Here is a 15,497-nt window from a genome sequence, read left to right on the forward strand (position 1 = left end):
GTGCCGTCCCTCGTTCGGGTCACAACCCCCGACTCCCCGGACAGCGGCGCACCGGCCCCGGCACCCTGTCGTCCATGCGTGTCGCACCCCCGCCGCCCCTCGCCGCCCAGCCCACCCCGCTCAGCCGACTCCTCGGCATCACCCTGGACGCGCTGCGCACCGGCGCCGAGGAACGCGGCGGGCCGCTGCCGCCCGGCGGACCGGCGGCCGTCACGGCACGCGTGCGCGCCGCCCTCGGAGACGTCCTCCCCGAGACCGGGACCGGAGCGGACGAGGCGCTGCGCACCCTCGTGCACCTGGTCGCCGCCGGCGCCGCCGACCCCGCGCACCCGCTGTGCGCCGCCCATCTGCACACCCCGCCGCTGGCCCTCGCCGCCGCCGCCGACCTGGCCGCCGCCGCGCTCAACCCCTCGATGGACTCCTGGGACCAGGCCCCGGCCGCCTCCGCCCTGGAGGCCGAGGTGACCGCCGCGCTCGCCGCCGAGGTCTTCCCGGCGGCCGACCGGCCCGACGCGCTCGTCACCACCGGCGGCACCGAGTCCAACCAGCTCGCCCTGCTCCTCGCCCGCGAGCGGCACGGCCCCGGCCTCACCACCGTCACCGGCGAACGCGCCCACCACTCCGTCCGCCGCGCCGCCTGGCTCCTCGGCCTCCCCGAGCCGGTCACCGTCCCCACCCCGCGCGGGGTCCTCGACCCGGAGGCCACCGCCGGGGTCCTCGCCGCCCAGGACGGGCCGGTCCTCCTCGCCGCCACCGCCGGCACCACCGACGAGGGACTGATCGACCCGCTGCCCGCCCTCGCCGACGCCTGCGCCGCGCACGGCGCCGAGCTGCACGTCGACGCCGCCTACGGCGGCCCGGTCCTCCTCAGCGCCGCCCACCGCTACCTCCTGGACGGCCTGGACCGGGCCCGCACCGTCACCCTCGACCTGCACAAGCTCGGCTGGCAGCCGGTCGCCGCCGGGCTCCTCGCCGTCCGCGAGAGCGGCGACCTCGCCGCCCTCGCCCACACCGCCGACTACCTCAACGCCGACGACGACACCGAGGCCGGCCTCCCCGACCTCCTCGGCCGCTCCCTGCGCACCACCCGCCGCCCCGACGTCCTCAAGGCCGCCGTCACCCTGCGCGCCCTCGGCAGGACCGGGCTCGGCGCCCTGGTCGACCGGTGCGTGGAGCGCGCCCGGGACCTCGCCGACCTGGTGGAGAAGCACCCGGAGCTCGAACTCCGCGACCGGCCCGTCCTCACCACCGTCCTCTTCCGCCCGGCCGGCGCCGACGACGCGGCGGTCGCCGGGGTCCGCCGCCGGCTCCTCGCCCAGGGCCGCGCCGTCCTCGGCCGCGCCGAGGCCGACGGCAGGCTCTGGCTCAAGGCCACCCTCCTCAACCCCCACACCACCCCCGACGACCTGGACCGGCTCGTCACCCTCACCCTCGCGGCACTCGTGGAAGGCAGCACCGACCGATGACCGGCAGCACCCCCCAGCAGGACCTCGACCGCCCGCACGACCTGGTGGGCGTCGGCATCGGCCCGTTCAACCTCTCGCTCGCCGCCCTCGCCGACGGCGTCCCCGGCGGCATCGCCGCGAGCTTCTTCGAGCAGCGCCCGGCCTTCCACTGGCACCCGGGCCTCCTCATCGAGGGATCCACCCTCCAAGTGCCCTTCCTCGCCGACCTGGTGACCCTCGCCGACCCGGCCAGTCCCTGGTCCTTCCTCGCCTACCTGAAGAGCCGGGAGCGCCTCTTCCCCTTCTACTTCGCGGAGAAGTTCCACATCCAGCGGGCCGAGTACGACGCCTACTGCCGCTGGGTCAGCGAGCGGCTGCCCGGCCTGCACTTCGGCCACCAGGTCGACTCCGTGCGCTGGAACCCCGAACGGCGCCTCTTCGAGGTCGACTTCACCCAGCTCGACCCGGACGGCGAGGCCGCCGCCCTCGGCCGCGCCTACAGCCGGAACGTGGTCCTGGGCGTCGGCACCGAGCCCTACGTCCCCGAGCCGCTGCGCCCGCTCGCCGACGCCCCCGGCGTCCCGGTGATCCACGCCGCCGACTACCTCGCCCACCGGGAGTCGCTGCTCGCCGCCGGGCACGTCACCGTCATCGGCTCGGGCCAGTCCGGCGCCGAGGTCTTCCTCGACCTGCTGCGGGGCCGGCCGGCCGGTGCCGAGCGGATCAGCTGGCTCTCCCGCACCGAGGCCTTCGCGCCGATGGAGTACTCGAAGCTGGGCCTGGAGCACTTCACCCCCGACTACACCCGCTACTTCCACGCCCTGCCCGAGCAGGTCAGGGGTGAACTCATGCCCCGCCAGTGGCAGTTGCACAAGGGGATCGACGCGGAGACGATCGCCGCCGTCCACGACGAGCTCTACCGCCGCACCCTGCACGGCGGCTGGCCGGACGCCGTCCTCACCCCCGGGGTGCGGGTCCGCACGGCCGGCCGGGTCGCCACCACCCAGGTCGAGCTGCACCTGGAGCACGTCCAGCAGGGCACCCGGTCCCGGCTCACCACCGACGCCGTGGTCCTCGCCACCGGCTACCGGGAGCGCCCGGTCGACCGGATGCTGGCCGGCCTCGACCCGTACCTGCGGCACGACGCGGCGGGCCGGGCGCGGATCGACGAGCACTACCGGCTGGTCCTCGACCCGTCCGTCACCGGCGCGGTGTACGTGCAGAACGCGGAGCGCCACACCCATGGCGTGGGCGCCCCCGACCTGGGGCTCGCGGCCTGGCGCAGCGCGGTGATCCTCAACGCGGTGACCGGCAAGGAGCCGTACCCGCTGCCGCGCCGGACCGCCTTCACCAGCTTCGGCCTGGTGGCGCGAGAGGCGCCGAGCATCCCGTCGCAGGAACGGAAGCTGACGCCTCTCGTGGAGCACTGAGCCCCGGGCCGGGCTCTCAGAAGACGGGGACGCCGTCCCGGGTCAGCTTCCAGTCCACGGACGCGAACCGCCCCGGGTCGACCGTGCCCTTGGCCTGCACCCACTGGATGATCGTGTTGCGGATCTCGTCCGAGTTCGCCCACAGCTGCTCGGCCTTGGCGACGTGCGGGAAGGCGCCGCCGCCGCTGGCGCGGTAGTTGTTGACGGCGAGGACGAACCGCGCGGCCGGGTCGAGCGGCTTGCCCTCGAAGGAGAGGCCGGTGATCCGCTGCCCGGCCGGCTTGGCGATGTCGATGTCGTAGGCGAGCCCGGAGACGGCGTCGTAGTTGTAGTCCGGGGTGTTGTCCGCGTTGGTGAGCTTCGCGGTGTCGACGGGGGCGTCCGCCGGGGTCTGGACGTAGTACTTCGCCGAGTACTCCAGGTACTCCTTCAGCTGGGCGCCCGTCATCAGGCGGGCCTCCAGGGTGTTCTCGAAGGGGTAGAGCCCGGCGGCGTCCTTGATGGTGATCTCGCCGGCCGGGATGCGGGCGGTGCGGGAGAAGCAGGAGGCCTGCGAGAGCACCGGCAGGGCCGCGTACGCGCCGCCGGCCAGGGCCGCCTTCACGGTCTCGGCCTGGACGACGTTGATCAGGTCGATGATCGGCTCGTCCTTCCACGGCGCGTCGGCCGTGGTCATGACGGCGGTGGAGGTGCCGATGACGGTGTTGACGTAGGCCACGACCTTCTTGTGCTCGTCGGCGAGCAGCCCGGTGATCTCCGGGTCCTCCTCCACGGTGTTGGAGTTGAGGACCTGGGCGGCGACCTTCTCCACCGTCCAGCGGCCCTTCTCCCACACGAGGTCGATGTCGAAGAGGGTGAGGCGCTGGCCCCACTTGAGCGGCTCGGAGAGGACGACCTCCTTGCCGGTCTCCTTGTTGGCGATCCGGTACTCGGGGATCTCGGTGTGGGCGTGGCCGACGAGGATCGCGTCGATGCCGGGGACCTGCTCGGCGACGAGGCCGGCCGCGTTCTCGACGTGGGGGAGCTGGTCGCCGTACGAGGAGGTGCCGCTGGAGCCGGAGTGGGCGGAGACGATCACGACGTCGGCGCCCATGGAGCGCAGCTTCGGCACCCACTTCGCGGCCTGCTCCTCCAGGCCGGGGAAGACCATCCTGCCGTTGACGTTGGCCTTGTCCCAGATGGCGATGCCGGGGTTGGTCAGGCCGAGGACCGCGACGCGGACGTCCTTGCCGTGCGGGGTGCGCAGCCGGTGCATGCTGTACGGGGGGAAGGCCGGGCGCAGCGTCTTCGCGTCGAGCGCGTTGGCGCCGAGCAGCGGGAAGTCGCACTGCTCCTCGAACTTCCGCAGCACCGGGATGCCGTAGTTGAACTCGTGGTTGCCGAGCGCGGCGGCGTCGTAGCCGATGGCGTTCATGGCCTGGGCCATCGGGTGGACGGGGCCGCCCTGGCGGGTGATCGGGTCGACCTTGGCGTAGTAGTACGAGAGCTGGGTGCCCTGGATGGTGTCGCCGGCGTCGATGAGGAGGGTGTTGCGGCGGCCCTTGGCGGCGCGGACCTGGTTCACCAGGGTGGAGATCTTGGCGAGGCCGACGTCGTTGTGGGCCTTGTCGTCGAACTCCTTGTCCGTGAAGTAGTCCCAGTTGAGGACGTTGCCGTGCAGGTCGGTGGTGCCCATGACGGTGAAGGAGTACCGCTTGGCCGGCTTGGGGCGGGTTCCGTGGGCCTCGGCGGTCCCGGCGGCCCCGGCGGTGAGGGCGGCCCCGGCCCCGAGGGCGGCGGAGCTCTCCAGGAAGGTCCGGCGGTTCAGCGGCATGTGTGTCTCTCCTTGTTCCGTGGCGCTGCCTCGGTGCACAACGCGCGTAGATTCTGGCTCAGACCTTTCGCGGGCAACAGCCCTTTCGGGTTACGGAGTGGGAAAGTGTTCGTATGCCACCGATCCCCGGTCCGGAGGAGCCCGCCGTGACGCACCCCCACCCCACCCCCGAGACGCCGCAGGTGACGGTCCGTGGCGAGGGGCGGATCGAGGTCGAGCCGGAACTGGCCCGCATCGCGGTGACCGTCTCGGCGCGCGGCATCGACCGGGCCCCGGTCCTCGCGGACCTCACCCGGCGCAACGCCGAGGTCCTCGACCTGATCAAGGCGCGCGGGGCGGCCGTGGCCAAGCTGGAGACGGGCGGCTTCTCGATCGCCCCGGAGCGGCCGCGCCGGGGGAAGGGCGAGCGGACCCGGATCCACCAGGGGCACGTGCGGATCACCGCCGAGCTCACCGACTTCACCGCCCTCGGCGAGCTGGTGCCCGAACTCGCCGACCGGGAGCAGGTCGAGGTGTACGGCCCGTGGTGGGAGCTGCGCCAGGACTCGGAGGCGTACGCGGAGGCGCGCCGGCTCGCGGTGACGGAGGCGGTGCGGCGGGCGCGGGCCTACGCGGAGGCGCTGGACACCTCGCTGGGCTCACTCCTCGAACTGTCGGACGCCGGACTGCCCGAGCCGGGGGCGCAGCTGGGCGGCGGCTTCTCCCCGGTGCTCACCGCCTACGCGGCGGAGGAGCCCGGCGAGGCCTCCACGCTCGACCTCGAACCGCAGCGCCGGACGGTGACCGCCGAGGTCGTCGCGCGCTTCACGATGCTGCCGCCCGCACTCTGAGACGAGGCGCCCGGAGGCGCGAAAATCGCTCATCGGAGCACTCCGGCGCACAGATTCAAGTCTTGTCAACAACGTTTCACAGAAAGGTTGTTGAGTAGTCATGCGGGACCCCGCGGCTACTGATGGGTAAGGCCCTAGGCTCGACTCATGCGCCGAGCGAAAATCGTTTGTACCCTTGGGCCCGCCACCGAAACATACGACCAGATCAAGGCGTTGATCGAGGCCGGCATGGACGTGGCCCGCCTCAACCTCAGCCACGGCACCTACGCCGAGCACGAGGAGCGATACCGGCGGGTCCGCAAGGCGGCCGACGAGACCGGCCGCAGCGTCGGTGTCCTCGCCGACCTTCAAGGCCCGAAGATCCGGCTCGGCCGTTTCCGCGAGGGGCCGGTACTCCTTGAACGCGGCGACGCGTTCACCATCTCCGTCGAGCCGACGGAGGGCGACCGCCACTGCTGCGGCACCACCTACGCCGGCCTCGCCGGGGACGTCACCGCCGGTGAGCGGATCCTCGTCGACGACGGCCGGGTCACCCTGGAGGTCACCTCCGTCGACGGCCCCCGGGTGAACACCCGGGTCGTCGAGGGCGGCATGGTCTCCGACCACAAGGGGCTCAACCTCCCGGGCGTCGCCGTCTCCGTCCCCGCCCTCTCCGAGAAGGACGTCGAGGACCTCCGCTGGGCGCTGCGCACCGGCGCCGACGTCATCGCCCTCTCCTTCGTCCGCTCCGCCCGGGACGTCGAGGACGTCCACCGGATCATGGACGAGGAGGGCCGCCGCCTCCCGGTCATCGCCAAGATCGAGAAGCCGCAGGCGGTCGAGAACATCGAGGAGATCGTCGCCGCCTTCGACGGCATCATGGTCGCCCGCGGCGACCTCGGCGTCGAGATGCCGCTGGAGCAGGTGCCGATCGTCCAGAAGCGCGCGGTCAAGCTCGCCAAGCGGAACGCCAAGCCGGTCATCGTCGCCACCCAGATGCTCGACTCGATGATCGACAACTCCCGGCCCACCCGCGCCGAGGCCTCCGACGTCGCCAACGCCGTCATCGACGGCACCGACGCCGTGATGCTCTCCGGCGAGACCAGCGTCGGCCGCCACCCGATCGAGACGGTCCGCACCATGAGCCGGATCGTGGAGGCCGCCGAGGAGGACGTCCTCGCCAAGGGCCTGCCGCCGCTGACCGAGCGGAACAAGCCGCGCACCCAGGGCGGCGCCGTGGCCCGGGCCGCCGCCGAGATGGGCGACTTCCTCGGCGCCAAGTTCCTGGTCGCCTTCACCCAGTCCGGCGACACCGTCCGGCGGCTCTCCCGCTACCGCTCGCCGATCCCGCTGCTCGCCTTCACCCCGGACCCGGCGACCCGCTCGCAGCTCAACCTCACCTGGGGCGTCGAGACCTTCCTCGGCCCGCACGTCGACTCCACCGACGCCATGGTCGCCCAGGTCGACGAGGAGCTGCTCCGCATCGGCCGGTGCAAGAAGGGCGACGTCGTGGTGATCACGGCCGGCTCGCCGCCCGGCGTCTCCGGCTCCACCAACCTCGTCCGCGTCCACCACATCGGAGACCCGCTCTCGTAGGAGAGCGCGACGGTATACCGAAAAGAGCCCCGCCACCACTCCTGGTGGCGGGGCTCTGGCGTTCCCGGAGAAATGGCATGCCATTTTGAAGTTACGGTCCGGGAACCCTTGACGGCTCCTCTCGGCGAAAACTACGTTCTGTCGCACGGAAATCGGCTTCCACTTGGTGGAAACATCCGAATGACCGCCCCCAACCTCCACCGGTCGCCGGGGACCCCCCTGCCACGCGCCGCACCCCCCTCCGCGACGCACCCCACCGTCCCGCGGCGACCCCAGAGCACCTGTGAGGGCCCCTGATGACCGCCCTGGACTCCACCCGGCCGCCCGGGACCGCGACGCCCGCCGACGCAACCACCAGTTCCGTCCTCTACACCTACGACCTGGCCCCCACCAAGAAGGAGGGACGGCGCTGGGGCGCGTACAACGTCTTCACCCTCTGGGCCAACGACGTCCACAGCCTCGGGAACTACGCCTTCGCCATCGGCCTCTTCGCCCTCGGCCTCGACGTCTGGGGCATCCTGGCGGCCTTCGTCCTCGCCTCGGTCCTGCTCTTCCTGCTGCTCACGCTCTCCGGCTTCATGGGCCACAAGACCGGCGTCCCCTTCCCGGTCATGAGCCGCATCGCCTTCGGCATCCGGGGCGCCAAGATCCCCGCCGCCGTCCGCGGCATCGTCGCCATCGCCTGGTTCGGCATCCAGACCTATCTGGCCTCCACCGTCCTCGGCGCCCTGCTGATCGCGATGTTCCCCGGCCTGCGCTCCCTGGACGAGGGCTCCTTCCTCGGCCAGTCCGCCCTCGGCTGGATCACCTTCCTCGCCCTCTGGGCCGTCCAGCTCGTCATCGTCAGCTACGGCATGCAGATGATCCGGCGCTACATGGCCTTCGCCGCGCCGACCACCCTGATCACCATGTGCGCCCTCGCCGTCTGGATGTTCGTCCGGGCCGACGGCTCGATCTCCTTCTCCGTCGACGCCCCGCTCTCGGGCGGCGAGATGTGGCTCCAGATCCTCCAGGCCGCCGCCCTCTGGGTGGTCATCTACGGCACCTTCGTCCTGAACTTCTGCGACTTCACCCGCTCCGCCCGCAGCCGCTCCTCGATCGTCCGCGGCAACGTCATCGGCATCCCGGTGAACATGCTCTTCTTCGCCGTGATCGTCGTCGTCCTCAGCGGCGCCCAGTTCAAGCTCGACGGCCGGATCATCACCAGCCCCACCGACATCGTCCGCACCATCCCGAACATGGCGCTCCTCGCGGTCGCCTCGCTGGCCCTGATCGCCCTCACCGTGGCGGTCAACCTGCTCGCCAACTTCGTGGCGCCGATCTACGCCCTGATCGACCTCTTCCCGCGCCGGCTGAACTTCCGCCGGGCGGGCGTGGTCAGCGCCGTCGTCGGCCTGGTGATCCTGCCGTGGAACCTCTACGACAGCCCGGTCGTCGTCAACTACTTCCTCGGCGGACTCGGCGCCCTCCTCGGCCCGCTCTTCGGCGTGATCATGGCCGACTACTGGCTGCTGCGGAAGGCCCGGGTCAACGTCCCCGACCTGTACAGCGAGGACCCGGCCGGCGAGTACCACTACAGCCGCGGCTTCAACCCGCGCGCCGTCGCCGCCTTCGTCCCCAGCGCCGCGATCGCCGTGGCCGTCGCCCTGGTCCCGTACTTCCACGCCGTCGCCGGCTTCTCCTGGTTCGTCGGCGCACTCCTCGGCGCCGCCGTCTACGCGGTCGTCGCCGACCGCACCGCCCCCATGCGCGACGTGGACGGCGAGGCCATCGCCGTCGCCGCCGAATGAACCACCCTCCCACCGAAAGTCACCCGATGCGCATCCTCGTCGTCAACGTCAACACCACGGCCTCGATCACCGACGCCATCGGCAGGCAGGCGGCGGCCGCCGCCTCCCCCGGCACCGAGATCGTCCCCCTCACCCCCGCCTTCGGCGCCGAGTCCGTCGAGGGCAACTACGAGAGCTACCTCGCCGCCGTCGCCGTGATGGAGGCCGTCCGCGCCTACCCGGAGCCCTTCGACGCCGTCATCCAGGCCGGCTACGGCGAACACGGCCGCGAGGGCCTCCAGGAGATCCTCGACGTCCCCGTCGTCGACATCACCGAGGCCGCCGCGACCACCGCCCTGTACCTGGGCCGCGCCTACTCCGTCGTCACCACCCTCGACCGCACGGTCCCGCTGATCGAGGAGCGGCTGCACGTCGCGGGCCTCGGCGCCCGCTGCGCCTCCGTCCGCGCCAGCGGGCTGCCGGTCCTCGCCCTGGAGGAGGACGAGGAGGCCACCGTCGAGGCGATCGTCGAACAGGCCGTGCGCGCCGTCGAGGACGACCGGGCCGAGGTGATCTGTCTGGGCTGCGGTGGCATGGCCGGCCTCGCCGAACGGGTCGTGGAGCGCACCGGCGTCCCCGTCGTGGACGGCGTCAGCGCCGCGGTGACCGTCGCCGAGTCCCTCGTACGGCTCGGTCTGACCACCTCGAAGGTGCGCACCTACGCGCCGCCGCGACCGAAGGCGATCCTCAACTGGCCCCCGAGGGGCCGATAAGTCTCATTCCTAGGAATCAAAGGTAATGTGCCCCGGGTGGGATTCGAACCCACGCTGGATGGTGTTTGAGACCACTGCCTCTACCGCTGGGCTACCGGGGCTTCCTTTGAAAGCAAGGGTCATGATCACCCGCCGTGCCCCTACCTTACAGGAGGTGGGTAGGCTCATGGGGAGCTGTATCCGCCTCGGAACGAGGCCATGGAACGAGGAGCCCGCGTGACCGCCCCCGAGTCGCCCCAGCCCGCCGACGACGCCGACGGATCCCACGTCCCGCCGCTGACCACCCGAGTCGTCATCGCCGAGGACGAGGCGCTGATCCGCCTCGACCTCAAGGAGATGCTGGAGGAGGAGGGCTACACGGTCGTCGGCGAGGCGGGCGACGGCGAGACCGCCGTCGAGCTCGCCCGCGAGCACCGCCCCGACCTGGTCATCCTGGACGTGAAGATGCCCAAGCTCGACGGCATCTCCGCCGCCGAGAAGATCGCCGGCGAGTCCATCGCCCCGGTCCTCATGCTCACCGCCTTCTCCCAGCGCGACCTCGTCGAGCGCGCCCGCGACGCCGGCGCCATGGCCTACCTGGTCAAGCCCTTCAGCAAGAGCGACGTCGTCCCCGCCATCGAGATGGCCGTCTCCCGCTTCGCCGAGCTGCGCGCCCTGGAGCAGGAGGTCGCCGACCTCAGCCAGCGCCTGGAGACGCGCAAGCTGGTCGACCGCGCCAAGTCGATCCTCCAGACCCAGTACGGCCTCTCCGAGCCGGCCGCCTTCCGCTGGATCCAGAAGACCTCCATGGACCGCCGCATGTCCATGCAGCAGGTCGCCGAGGCCGTCATCGAGGACGCCGAGGAGAAGAAGGCCGCCAAGGGGCAGTAGCCCGCACCGGCACACGGCAGGAGGCCCGCCCCGCGCGATGCGGGGCGGGCCTCCTCGTGTGCGTGCGGCTCAGTCCTCGCCGAGGTACGCCTTGCGCACCGACTCGTCGTGCAGGAGGTCGCCGCCCGTGCCCGAGAGCACGATCTTGCCGATCTCCATCACGTGACCGTGGTCCGCGAGCGCCAGCGCGGCCTGGGCGTTCTGCTCGACGAGCAGGATCGTGGTGCCCTGGGCCTTCAGCTCGGCGATCGTCGCCATGATCTTCTGCATCATGATCGGCGACAGACCCATGGAGGGCTCGTCGAGCATGAGCAGCTTCGGCTGGGACATCAGCGCCCGGCCCATGGCGAGCATCTGCTGCTCACCGCCGGAGAGCGTGCCGGCCGCCTGCTTGCGACGCTCGCCCAGGATCGGGAAGAGGTCGTAGGCGCGCTGCACGTCCTTGGCGATGCCGGCGCTGTCCTTGCGGAGGAAGGCGCCGAGGAGCAGGTTCTCCTCGATGGTCATGCGCGGGAAGATGTGCCGGCCCTCGGGGGAGTGGGCCAGACCCAGCGAGACGATCTTGTGCGCGGGGATCTTGCGGAGGGACTTGCCCTCGAACTTGATCTGGCCGCCGACCGGCTTGAGGAGCCCGGAGAGGGTCCGCAGGGTGGTGGTCTTCCCGGCGCCGTTGGTGCCGATGAGGGTGACGACCTCGCCCGCCTCCACGGAGAAGGAGATGCCCTTGACGGCCTCGATCTTTCCGTAGGCGACGCGCAGGTCCTCGACTTCGAGCAGTGCGGTCATGCGTCGTTCTCCTTGCCCGGAGCGGCGTCCTTCACGGCGTCCGCCGCGTCCGCCGGGGTGTCGTCCTCGTCCTCCGAAGCCTCGGGAGTCTCCTCGGCCTCAGGGGTCTCCTCGGTCTCCTCGGCCTCGGGGGCCTCCGCGGCTTCCGGGGCTTCCGGGGCTTCCGGAGCCTCGGGAGCGTCGGCCTTCGGCGCCGGGGTGTCCTCGATCGGCTCGCCGAGGTACGCGGCGATGACCCGCTCGTCGCTCTGGACGGTCTGGCTGTCGCCCTCGATCAGCTTCTGGCCCTGCACGAGCACGGCGACCCGGTCGCACAGGTTGAAGATGAAGCGCATGTCGTGCTCGATGACGAGGACGGCGATGCCCATGTCCCGGATGGCGAAGATGAGTTCCTCGGCCGCCCGGGTCTCCTGCGGGTTCATGCCGGCGGTCGGCTCGTCGAGCAGGATCAGGCCCGGGTCGCTCGCGAGGGCGCGGGCGATCTCCAGCTTGCGCTGCTCGCCGTACGGCAGGTTCTTGGAGAGGTGCTGCGCCTTCTCCGCGAGCCCGACGAACTCCAGGAGCTCCATCGCCCGCTTCTCGGAGGCCGCCTCGGCCCGCTTGAAGCCCGGCCCGCGCAGCAGGGCGGACCAGAGGCCCTCCTTGGTGCGGGTGTGCCGGCCGACGAGCACGTTCTCCAGGACCGTCATGTTGTTGAAGAGACGGATGTTCTGGAAGGTACGGGCGATGCCGGCCGCGGTGACCTTGAAGGACTTCGGCGGCAGGACCTGGCCCTTGTAGCGGACCTCGCCCTCGGTGGGCACGTACAGACCGGTCAGGCAGTTGAAGAAGGTCGTCTTGCCGGCGCCGTTCGGGCCGATCAGACCGACGATCTCGCCGGCGTTGACGGTCAGGTTCACGTCGCGGACGGCGGTCAGACCGCCGAAGCGCATGGTGACCCCGCGCGCGTCGAGCACGGTCTCTCGGGCGGCCGGCTCCGCGGTGGCGTCGGCCTTGGTGGTGGTCGTCGTCATGGTTCAGGCACCTGCCTTGGCGGGCGTAGCGTCCGGCGCCGGCTGCTCGTCGTGCTCGTGGAACTCCAGCTGCCGCCGCTTGTCGGCGACGATGCCCTCCGGACGGAAGCGCATGATCAGGACGAGCGCGACGCCGAAGGCGAAGAGCTGGTACTCGCCCATGAACTGGAGCTTGTTCGGGATGAGGAAGAGCAGGGCCGCGCCGACCAGCGGGCCGCTCATCGTGCCCATGCCGCCGAGGACGACGGCCGCGAGCAGGAAGGCGGAGTTGGGCGGGATGGGACCGGCGAAGAGGTACTGCTCCGGGGTCACCGTGTAGGTGACGTGGGCCTGCACCGTGCCGGCGAGACCGGCCAGACCGGCGCCGAGCGCGAAGGCCACCAGCTTCACCCGGAAGCCGTTGATGCCCATCGCGAGCGCGGCGGTCTCGTCCTCGCGGATCGCGACCCAGGCGCGGCCGATGCGGGAGTCGCCGGAGCGCCGGAAGACCAGCACGACGACCGCCGTGATCAGCAGCATCAGGAAGAAGTAGTTGGCGAAGCGGCCGATGGTGAAGCCGGCGATGGTGTGCGCCTGGCCGAAGTCGAACCCGAAGAGGTTCAGGTTCGGGATGGACGCGATGCCGTTGGAGCCGTTGGTGATGTCCGGGCCGGAGGTGCCGTCGGTGTTCATCACGGTGATGCGGAAGATCTCACCGAAGCCGAGCGTCACGATGGCGAGGTAGTCGCCGCGCAGCCGCAGTGTCGGGGCGCCGATCAGGACGCCGAAGACCACCGAGGCCGCGGCGCCGACCAGGATCGCCGCCCAGAAGGGGAAGTGCACGCCGAACGGCGAGGTCGGGGCGCCCGAGACGAGGGCCGCCGCGTAGGCGCCGACGCCGAGGAAGGCGACGTAGCCGAGGTCGAGCAGACCCGCGAGGCCGACGACGATGTTCAGGCCCAGGGCCACCGTGGCGAAGATCAGGATGTAGACGCCGAGCGTCGCGTACTGGTCGTCGGTCTGGGTGAAGGGGAACAGCGCCGCGGCGATGAACGCGCCCGCGATCGACAGGTTCTGGTGCTTCGCGGTGAGCTGCGTGGCCTGCTTGAGCAGACCGGAGGCGCCGACCGCGGAGAAGCCGAGACCGGCCGTGATCAGGAAGCCGAGGAAGAGCTCGTCGTACTCGGTGCCGATGCCGTAGGTGAAGACGCCGAGCGCCACCGCGAGGACACCCGCGATGATCAGGATCTCCACGGCGGAGGGCAGCGGGGGGAGCTTCTTCACCGGGTGGGGGGCGGAGAAGGAGGCCCGGAAGGAGGCCCAGCCGTTGCCGGCCTGGTGCTTGAACTGGTCCCAGCCGGTGTCCTCCGGGTCGACCGGCAGCACGGCCGGACGCTTGAAGGGCAGGTCCAGGGCGGCCAGCAGGGTGACCAGGGTGACCACCGCCAGGACGAAGCCACCGGGCTCCAGGTTGACCAGCCCGCCGAGCTCGACGCTGATCGCGATGACGGTGAACCAGGCGGTGCCGAAGGAGGCCAGCGCGCCGAGCTTGACCGCGCCGTCGGCGCCGGCCGGCGTCAGCCAGCCGAGGCCCTTGACCCCGTACGAGGAGAGGGCGAAGAGGGTGGTCAGGACACCGAGCGCCAGGACCTGGAGCTGGAGGCCGGCCGGGTAGCCGTACACGGTGAGGTCACCCGGGAAGCTGGAGTCCCAGGTCCAGGCGAGGAAGCAGCTCGCGACGGTGAGGACGGAGCCGCCGAGGACGACGGCGCGGGCCACCCGCTCGGGCAGGAAGCCGATGAGACCACGGTCGGCGGTCTTCACGGTCTCCGCGGCGGCGGGTGCCTGGGGGTTCTCGGAGATGGTGGTCATGGTGCTCACGCCCTGTCCGCGACGCGCTCGCCGAGCAGACCCTGGGGCCTGACGAGGAGGACGACGATGAGGAGTACGAAGGCCCAGACGTTGGCCCAGGACTGGCCGCCGAGCTGCTCCATACCGGGGATCTGGTCGACGTAGGCGGTGGCCATGGTCTCGGCGACGCCGAGGACGAGGCCGCCGATCATGGCGCCGTAGATGTTGCCGATGCCGCCGAGGACGGCGGCGGTGAACGCCTTGAGTCCGAGGAGGAAGCCCATCTTGTAGTCGACGACGCCGTACTTGAGGCCGTACGCGACGGCGCCGACGGCGGCGAAGACGGCGCCGAGGGCGAACGCGATCACGATGATGCGGTCGGTGTTGACGCCCATGAGCTTCGCGGTGTCCGGGTCCTGCGCCGTGGCCTGCATGCCGCGCCCGGTGCGGGTGCGCATGACGAAGAAGGCGAGGAAGGCCATGCAGATCGGGGCCGCGATCACCAGGAAGACGTCACCGGTCTGGATGGTGACCGGGCCGAGCTCGATCGGGCCGCCGGGGATCTGCGGGAAGGTCCGGGCGGACTTCGCCTCCGGGTACCAGACCCAGACCGCGTACTGCAGGGCGAGCGAGAGGCCGATGGCCGTGATGAGCGGGGCGAGACGCGGGCCGCCGCGCAGCGGACGGTAGGCGAAACGTTCCGCTCCGACGGCTATGGTCGTCGCGACGATCACGGCACCGATGATCATGAGGGGCAGCGCGACCCACATGCTGGTGCCGCCGGGCAGGATGAGCCAGACCGTCAGGGCCCCGAAGCCGCCGGTCATGAAGATCTCGCCATGGGCGAAGTTGATGAGCTGGACGATGCCGTAGACCATCGTGTAGCCGACGGCGACCAGCCCGTACATGGATCCCAGTAGCAGGCCGTTGACCAGCTGCTGCGGCAGTTCGTTCACCGCATTGTCCTCCGAGACTTTCGACGGATATGACACCGCGCGGGGTGCCTGTGGTGTGCGGCCCCCCGCGCGGTGAAAGGTGGTGCTGAATGGTGCTGGGTGGTGCTGGTGGTGCTGAGTGGGTGGAGCTGAGGATCAGCCGCCGAAGTCCTCGGTCACTCGCCGAAGGTGTCGGACTTGACCGGCGTGTGGGCGCCGTTCTTGACCTGGTAGACGGTCAGCTGCTTGTTGGTGGTGTCACCGAACTCGTCGAAGGCGACCTTGCCGGTCACACCGTCGAAGGAGACGCCCTGGACGGCCTCGACGACCTTGGCGCGGGCGTCCTCGGGGAGCTTGCCGCCGTTGCCGTCGACGACCTTCTTGACGGCCTCGATGAGGGCCCAGGTCGAGTCGTAGGAGTAACCGCC

At 71.0% G+C, this 15,497-nt stretch carries 12 protein-coding genes, 1 tRNA gene and 1 pseudogene; 7 read left to right on the forward strand and 7 right to left on the reverse strand.

The features are described 5' to 3' along the window. The first annotated feature begins 74 nt into the window (after positions 1 to 74). Both AB0E19_RS07050 and AB0E19_RS07055 read left to right on the forward strand, forming a co-directional pair. Positions 75 to 1,466, forward strand: a complete 1,392-nt coding sequence (locus AB0E19_RS07050) for an aminotransferase class V-fold PLP-dependent enzyme (protein ID WP_362174537.1) — start codon at positions 75 to 77, stop codon at positions 1,464 to 1,466. Continuing rightward, on the forward strand, positions 1,463 to 2,875 hold the full coding sequence (locus AB0E19_RS07055) for a SidA/IucD/PvdA family monooxygenase (protein ID WP_362174540.1): 1,413 nt from the start codon (positions 1,463 to 1,465) through the stop codon (positions 2,873 to 2,875). Before AB0E19_RS07050 ends, AB0E19_RS07055 begins: the two co-directional genes overlap by 4 nt. A gap of 16 nt (positions 2,876 to 2,891) precedes the next feature. Here AB0E19_RS07055 and AB0E19_RS07060 read toward each other — a convergent pair whose 3' ends face one another. Further along, on the reverse strand, positions 2,892 to 4,688 hold the full coding sequence (locus tag AB0E19_RS07060) for a 5'-nucleotidase C-terminal domain-containing protein (RefSeq protein ID WP_362174543.1): 1,797 nt from the start codon (positions 4,686 to 4,688) through the stop codon (positions 2,892 to 2,894). A 146-nt stretch (positions 4,689 to 4,834) separates the two neighbouring features. Between AB0E19_RS07060 and AB0E19_RS07065 the strand changes: the two genes are divergently transcribed. The 4 genes from AB0E19_RS07065 (at position 4,835) to AB0E19_RS07080 (ending at position 9,635) form a co-directional block, all read left to right on the forward strand. Next, a complete protein-coding gene (locus tag AB0E19_RS07065) occupies positions 4,835 to 5,518 on the forward strand; it encodes an SIMPL domain-containing protein (protein WP_362174546.1) in 684 nt (227 codons plus the stop codon). Between the two features lie 147 nt (positions 5,519 to 5,665). Then, complete coding sequence (gene pyk, locus AB0E19_RS07070; RefSeq protein ID WP_362174549.1) at positions 5,666 to 7,093, forward strand: pyruvate kinase; 1,428 nt, start codon at positions 5,666 to 5,668, stop codon at positions 7,091 to 7,093. Between the two features lie 296 nt (positions 7,094 to 7,389). After that, positions 7,390 to 8,883, forward strand: coding sequence for an NCS1 family nucleobase:cation symporter-1 (locus AB0E19_RS07075; RefSeq protein WP_362174552.1), 1,494 nt, complete (start codon positions 7,390 to 7,392; stop codon positions 8,881 to 8,883). A gap of 26 nt (positions 8,884 to 8,909) precedes the next feature. Beyond that, a complete protein-coding gene (locus AB0E19_RS07080; protein WP_362174554.1) occupies positions 8,910 to 9,635 on the forward strand; it encodes an aspartate/glutamate racemase family protein in 726 nt (241 codons plus the stop codon). 28 nt (positions 9,636 to 9,663) lie between these two features. Here the strand turns inward: AB0E19_RS07080 and AB0E19_RS07085 are convergent. Next, a tRNA-Leu gene (locus tag AB0E19_RS07085) sits at positions 9,664 to 9,736 on the reverse strand. 115 nt (positions 9,737 to 9,851) lie between these two features. Here AB0E19_RS07085 and AB0E19_RS07090 point away from each other — a divergent pair. Continuing rightward, positions 9,852 to 10,505 carry a response regulator gene (locus AB0E19_RS07090; protein ID WP_362174557.1) on the forward strand — a complete coding sequence of 218 codons (654 nt, stop codon included), beginning with the start codon at positions 9,852 to 9,854 and terminating at the stop codon, positions 10,503 to 10,505. Between the two features lie 69 nt (positions 10,506 to 10,574). Here AB0E19_RS07090 and AB0E19_RS07095 read toward each other — a convergent pair whose 3' ends face one another. The 5 genes and pseudogenes from AB0E19_RS07095 to AB0E19_RS07115 all read right to left on the reverse strand — a co-directional run. Beyond that, positions 10,575 to 11,291 carry an ABC transporter ATP-binding protein gene (locus AB0E19_RS07095; protein WP_043219280.1) on the reverse strand — a complete coding sequence of 239 codons (717 nt, stop codon included), beginning with the start codon at positions 11,289 to 11,291 and terminating at the stop codon, positions 10,575 to 10,577. Beyond that, complete coding sequence (locus AB0E19_RS07100) at positions 11,288 to 12,304, reverse strand: ABC transporter ATP-binding protein (RefSeq protein WP_362174560.1); 1,017 nt, start codon at positions 12,302 to 12,304, stop codon at positions 11,288 to 11,290. The genes AB0E19_RS07095 and AB0E19_RS07100 overlap by 4 nt, the downstream gene beginning before the upstream one ends. Positions 12,305 to 12,307: 3 nt before the next feature. Next, positions 12,308 to 14,155, reverse strand: coding sequence for a branched-chain amino acid ABC transporter permease (locus tag AB0E19_RS07105; protein WP_362174563.1), 1,848 nt, complete (start codon positions 14,153 to 14,155; stop codon positions 12,308 to 12,310). 5 nt (positions 14,156 to 14,160) lie between these two features. Continuing rightward, positions 14,161 to 15,090, reverse strand: coding sequence for a branched-chain amino acid ABC transporter permease (locus AB0E19_RS07110; protein ID WP_360600560.1), 930 nt, complete (start codon positions 15,088 to 15,090; stop codon positions 14,161 to 14,163). 155 nt (positions 15,091 to 15,245) lie between these two features. Beyond that, a pseudogene (locus AB0E19_RS07115) lies at positions 15,246 to 15,497 on the reverse strand (branched-chain amino acid ABC transporter substrate-binding protein); the annotation flags it as partial.

This window comes from Streptomyces sp. NPDC047974 (genome assembly GCF_040653375.1).
Classification (GTDB): domain Bacteria; phylum Actinomycetota; class Actinomycetes; order Streptomycetales; family Streptomycetaceae; genus Streptomyces.

Bases quoted from the DNA above. Each gene is read 5' to 3' on its own strand.
- AB0E19_RS07060 (WP_362174543.1), bottom strand. From the start codon at position 4,688: ATGCCGCTGAACCGCCGGACCTTCCTGGAGAGCTCCGCCGCCCTCGGG.
- AB0E19_RS07055 (WP_362174540.1), top strand. From the start codon at position 1,463: ATGACCGGCAGCACCCCCCAGCAGGACCTCGACCGCCCGCACGACCTG.
- AB0E19_RS07075 (WP_362174552.1), top strand. From the start codon at position 7,390: ATGACCGCCCTGGACTCCACCCGGCCGCCCGGGACCGCGACGCCCGCC.
- AB0E19_RS07050 (WP_362174537.1), top strand. From the start codon at position 75: ATGCGTGTCGCACCCCCGCCGCCCCTCGCCGCCCAGCCCACCCCGCTC.
- AB0E19_RS07080 (WP_362174554.1), top strand. From the start codon at position 8,910: ATGCGCATCCTCGTCGTCAACGTCAACACCACGGCCTCGATCACCGAC.
- AB0E19_RS07095 (WP_043219280.1), bottom strand. From the start codon at position 11,291: ATGACCGCACTGCTCGAAGTCGAGGACCTGCGCGTCGCCTACGGAAAG.
- pyk (WP_362174549.1), top strand. From the start codon at position 5,666: ATGCGCCGAGCGAAAATCGTTTGTACCCTTGGGCCCGCCACCGAAACA.
- AB0E19_RS07105 (WP_362174563.1), bottom strand. From the start codon at position 14,155: ATGACCACCATCTCCGAGAACCCCCAGGCACCCGCCGCCGCGGAGACC.
- AB0E19_RS07100 (WP_362174560.1), bottom strand. From the start codon at position 12,304: ATGACGACGACCACCACCAAGGCCGACGCCACCGCGGAGCCGGCCGCC.